The sequence below is a fragment of the Salipiger sp. genome (assembly GCF_059781815.1).
Map to the genome: position 1 here is coordinate 1 of NZ_JBYNAH010000306.1, position 4,485 is coordinate 4,485.

The 4,485-nt window shown below is 67.7% G+C and carries 5 protein-coding genes; 4 read left to right on the forward strand and 1 reads right to left on the reverse strand.

Going from position 1 to position 4,485, the window contains the following annotated elements; translation table 11 throughout:
- A partial coding sequence (locus AC6RA4_RS23500; protein ID WP_500164419.1) for an enoyl-CoA hydratase/isomerase family protein occupies positions 1-554 on the reverse strand: 554 nt, incomplete at its 3' end.
- A gap of 197 nt (positions 555-751) precedes the next feature.
- Between AC6RA4_RS23500 and AC6RA4_RS23505 the strand changes: the two genes are divergently transcribed.
- From AC6RA4_RS23505 to AC6RA4_RS23520, 4 genes are all read left to right on the forward strand, one after another.
- The gene (locus tag AC6RA4_RS23505; RefSeq protein ID WP_500164421.1) at positions 752-1,378 is read left to right on the forward strand and encodes a nucleoside/nucleotide kinase family protein; all 627 of its coding nucleotides are present in this window, start codon (positions 752-754) and stop codon (positions 1,376-1,378) included.
- 337 nt (positions 1,379-1,715) lie between these two features.
- Positions 1,716-2,696 carry an ABC transporter substrate-binding protein gene (locus tag AC6RA4_RS23510; RefSeq protein WP_500164427.1) on the forward strand — a complete coding sequence of 327 codons (981 nt, stop codon included), beginning with the start codon at positions 1,716-1,718 and terminating at the stop codon, positions 2,694-2,696.
- 46 nt (positions 2,697-2,742) lie between these two features.
- Positions 2,743-3,543, forward strand: a complete 801-nt coding sequence (locus tag AC6RA4_RS23515; protein WP_500164423.1) for an ABC transporter ATP-binding protein — start codon at positions 2,743-2,745, stop codon at positions 3,541-3,543.
- On the forward strand, positions 3,543-4,307 hold the full coding sequence (locus AC6RA4_RS23520) for an ABC transporter permease (RefSeq protein ID WP_500164425.1): 765 nt from the start codon (positions 3,543-3,545) through the stop codon (positions 4,305-4,307). The genes AC6RA4_RS23515 and AC6RA4_RS23520 overlap by 1 nt, the downstream gene beginning before the upstream one ends.
- Positions 4,308-4,485: the final 178 nt, after the last annotated feature.

The window sequence follows — 4,485 nt, forward strand, 5'->3', positions numbered from 1 at the left end:
TCGAGCGGGGTCTCGGAGAGCCCGTCGACCATGCCGAGCGACAGCGCCTCTTCGGCGCCGATGCGCGCGCCGGTGGAGACCAGCGGCACGGCCGCCTCGAGCCCGATGAGGCGGGGCAGGCGCTGGGTGCCGCCCGAGCCGGGCACGATGCCGAGCGTGACCTCGGGAAGCCCCATGAGTGCGCCGGGAGCGGCGAGTCTCACGCGGCAGGCCAGCGCGATCTCGAGCCCGCCGCCAAGCGCCGTGCCGTTGATCGCGGCGACCGACGGCAGCGCCTGCAGGCGGAGCAGCACCTCGGGGAGCTGGGGATCGAGCGCCGGGCCGTCGAACTCGCGCACGTCCGCCCCGGCGACGAAGGCCCGGCCCGCGCCGGTGACGATCACCCGGTCGATGGCGCCGGTCTCGAGATGCGCCTCGGCCTCGGCGCAGGCGGCCAGCAGGCCCGCACGCACCGCCTGACCGATGACGTTGAGCGGCGGGTTGTCGATGGTGACCAGCAGGGCGCGGCCGCGCAGCTCGGTGCGGACGGGAGAGGCGGTGAGCGTGGCGGACATGGCGGGCTCCTTCGGTGCCTTTGATCTTGCGGCGCGGGCCGGCTGGCTGCGCGTGTTGCGCTTCGTTCTACATGGAGAATGATATTCTTCCAAAAGAATTATCGTATCCGGCGGCGCGCAGCCGAAAGCGGCGGTGGACGGCGGCGCGGAGGCCGGGCATTGTCGCGGCCACAGGCTGCGCAGGGGAGGGCAGGGCCATGAGCGAGAACGTCGATGTCGCAACCATAGTCGAGCGGCTGATCGCGCTGGCGCATGAGGAGCGGCGGGTCTTCGTCGCCATCGCCGGGGCGCCGGCCTCGGGCAAGAGCACGTTGGCCGAGATCCTGCGAGACATGGTCGACCGGGCGCTGCCGGGGCGGGTCGAGATCCTTCCGATGGACGGGTTTCACTATGACGACGCCGTGCTCAGGGCGCGCGGTACGCTGGCTCGCAAGGGGGCGCCGCACACGTTCGATGCGGACGGGCTGGCGGCGATGCTCGACCGGCTGGCGGGCAGCGACCGCCCGGTGGCGGTGCCGGTCTTCGACCGCGCGCTCGAAATCTCGCGCGCCGGGGCGCGGATCATCGACCCAGAGGTGCGGCTGATCCTCGTCGAGGGCAACTACCTGCTGCTCGACGATCCCGACTGGGCGCGGCTGCGCCCGCGCTTCGATCTGACGGTGTTCGTCGAGGTGCCGGTCGAGGTGCTCGAGACGCGCCTGACCGAGCGCTGGGGTGGGCTCGATCCGCAGCTGGCGCAGGCCAAGATCGCCGAGAACGACCTGCCCAACGCAAGGCTGGTGGCCGAGCAGAGCGTGCCCGCTGACATCGTCCTGAAGGCCTGAGACGGGTTGCCGCAGAATTGGGCACTCGCACAGGGAGAGCTGACCGAATGATGGCTCAGAGCCCGCGAGAGCGGCGTTGGAAACGCAGTTTCAGCACGGCAGACACGGCGCTTGCAGCAGAGGAAGAATTTGTCCACATGGTCATTTTTTTCTGATTAATTTTTGCGCAGAGGGGGTGTTTTTCGTACAATCGGGTGTCGCTGGGCGTGGGGTCGCCTGCCTGCCGCCGGCAAGACCTGTCAATCTGCAGCCGGCTGGGGCCATACCTCGCGCCAGTCAAGACTTATGGGAGCAAGCCTTGTTCAATCGATACATCTCCACCGCCTTCGCCGCCTCCATGGCCGTGATCGGCGCAACCGGTGCCGCGAGCGCCGAAACCGACATGCCCTTCGCGTTGGACTGGAAATTCGAGGGCCCCGCGGCGCCGTATTTCCTCGCCATCGACAGCGGCCTGTTCGCCGATGCCGATCTCAGCGTCGAGATCTCCGAGGGCAAGGGCTCGCTCGACGCGATCCCGAAGGTCGCCACCGGCGCCTACCCGGTGGGCTTCGCCGACATCAACAGCCTGATGCGCTTCATCGACCAGAACCCCGGCGCGCCGGTGACCGCGGTCATGATGATCTACGACAAGCCGCCCTTTGCCGTGGTCGGCCGCAAGTCGCTCGGCGTCGAGGCGCCGAAGGATCTCGAGGGCAAGGTGCTGGGCGCGCCGCCGCCCGATGGCGCCTGGGCGCAATTCCCGATCTTCGCCGCCGAGAACGATCTCGATGTCGATGCGATCACCGTCGAGCCGGTCGGCTTCCCGACCCGCGAGCCGATGCTGGCGCAGGGCGAGGTTGCCGCGGTGACCGGCTTCTCGTTCTCCTCGACGCTGAACCTCAAGCGCCTCGGCGTGGCCGAAGATGACCTCAGCGTCATTCTGATGGCCGACAACGGCGTCGAGCTCTATGGCAACGCGGTGATCGTCAACACCGATTTCGCCTCCGAGAACCCCGAGGCCGTGACCGCCTTCCTCGGCGCCATCGCCGGTGGCTGGAAGGCCGCCATCGCCGATCCCGAGGCCGCCATCGCCGCCCTGATCGAGCGCAACCCGGCCGCCGATGCGGATCTCGAGACCGAGCGCCTGCAGATGGCGATCGACGACAACGTCCTGACCGATTACGTCGCCGCGAACGGCATCGGCGGCGTCGATGCCGACCGCATGGCGGCGGCGATCGAGCAGACCAAGTCGGTCTACGAGTTCACCTCCGAGCCCGACGCATCGCTCTACTTCGACGACAGCTACCTGCCCGCCGCCGACGCGCGCATGCTGAAGTAAGGACGTCGGGCGCCGGCGGCCGCAGGTTGCCGGCGCCCGCACCGCTATGACCAATCTCATCGACATCAAGGGCGTGACCCACGCCTACCAGACACCGAACGGTCCGCTGCCGGTGCTGGACAATCTCAACGTCTCGGTCCCCGAGGGCGAGTTCGCCGCCGTGGTCGGCCCCTCGGGCTGTGGCAAGTCCACGCTCACCCGCCTTGTCGCCGGGCTGATGAAGCCCGATCAGGGCGAGGTCTGGCTGCATGGCAAGCTGGTGAAGTCGCCGCGCAAGACCGTTGGTATGGCGTTTCAGAACCCGGTCATGCTGGAATGGCGCACCATCCTGCAAAACGTCATGCTGCCGCTCGAGATCGTGGCTTCCGGCATGCCGAAGAAGCAGCGCATCGACCGTGCGATGGAGCTGCTCGAGCTGGTGGGCCTCTCCGGCTTCGAAAACAAACGCCCCTCCGAGCTCTCCGGCGGCATGCGCCAGCGCGCCTCGCTGTGCCGCGCCATCGTTCACAAGCCCGACGTGCTGATCATGGACGAGCCCTTCGGCGCGCTCGACGCCTTCACCCGCGAGGACCTGTGGCAGACCATGCACGAGCTGCGCGCCAAGGAGCCCTTCACCGCGGTGCTGATCACCCATGACCTGCGCGAGAGCGTCTATCTCGGCGATCAGGTCATCGTGCTCTCGGGTCGCCCCGCGACAACGCAATACGTGCTCGACGTGCATTACCCGGGCGAGGGGCTGCGCAAGCTCGAGGGGCTCTACACGCCCGAATGCGCGCAGATGCTCGCCACCTTGCGCGAACAGATCCAGATCGCCCAGGGGCGACAGCCAGAGCCGGCGGTGCACTGATGCGGAATTTTCAGAAAGTCGCCGTCCCTGTCGGCGCGATGCTCGTGTTCCTGCTGCTGTGGGAGTTCCTCGTCTGGGTCAATGGCTGGCCGAACTACGTCATGGCCTCGCCCTCCGATCTGCCCGAGGCCTATATCAAGTTCTGGTCGCTCTTCGTCGAGGGCAGCTGGCAGACGCTCTGGCGCACCGTCGCCGGGCTGGCGCTGGCGGTGATCTTCGGCACCGCGCTGGGGATGATCATGGGCTTTTCGCGCATCGCGCGCGATGCGCTTTACCCGCTCTTGGTGGGCTTCAACGCGATCCCCAAGGCCACGCTGGTGCCGGTGCTGGCGCTGCTTTTCATCGGGCAGCACAATTTCAACACCGTGCTGATGGCCTTCCTGATCTCGTTCTTCCCGATCGCGGTCTCGGTGGGCATCGGCCTGTCGACGCTGGAGCCGGAATACCGCGACATCCTGCGCTCGCTCGGGGCCAGCCGTCTGACGATCTTCCGCAAGATCGCCCTGCCCAAGACGTTGCCCGAGTTCTTCGGCGCGCTGAAGGTCTCGGTGACGCTGGCCTTCATCGGCACCAACCTCGTCGAGATCATCTCGCCGCACGGGCGGGGGCTGGGGGCGCTGTTCCTGTCGGGGCAGACCAACTCGAACTACCCGCTGATGTTCGCGGTTCTGATCGCCCTCGCGGTGCTGGGGATCATCCTCTACTACGCCGTGGTGATGCTGGAGAAGATCTTCGCCGGCTGGGCGGAGCGGCCGCAGCACTGAGGCGCATCCGACCCCATCTTTAAAGCAAGACGCCCCCGCAGAGCACTGCGGGGGCGTTTTCCTGAGAGGCGCCGGGGCCCGTCGCGCGGACGGTCGCGGAGCGGCGCTGCCGGGGCAGGGGCGGTCAGCGTTTCTTGAACGCATCCGCCAGAGCCGCGCCGAGCGCGCCCTGACCGCC

Coding starts and splice junctions, on each gene's coding strand:
- AC6RA4_RS23515 (WP_500164423.1), top strand. CDS start 2,743: ATGACCAATCTCATCGACATCAAGGGCGTGACCCACGCCTACCAGACA.
- AC6RA4_RS23505 (WP_500164421.1), top strand. CDS start 752: ATGAGCGAGAACGTCGATGTCGCAACCATAGTCGAGCGGCTGATCGCG.
- AC6RA4_RS23510 (WP_500164427.1), top strand. CDS start 1,716: ATGGCCGTGATCGGCGCAACCGGTGCCGCGAGCGCCGAAACCGACATG.
- AC6RA4_RS23520 (WP_500164425.1), top strand. CDS start 3,543: ATGCGGAATTTTCAGAAAGTCGCCGTCCCTGTCGGCGCGATGCTCGTG.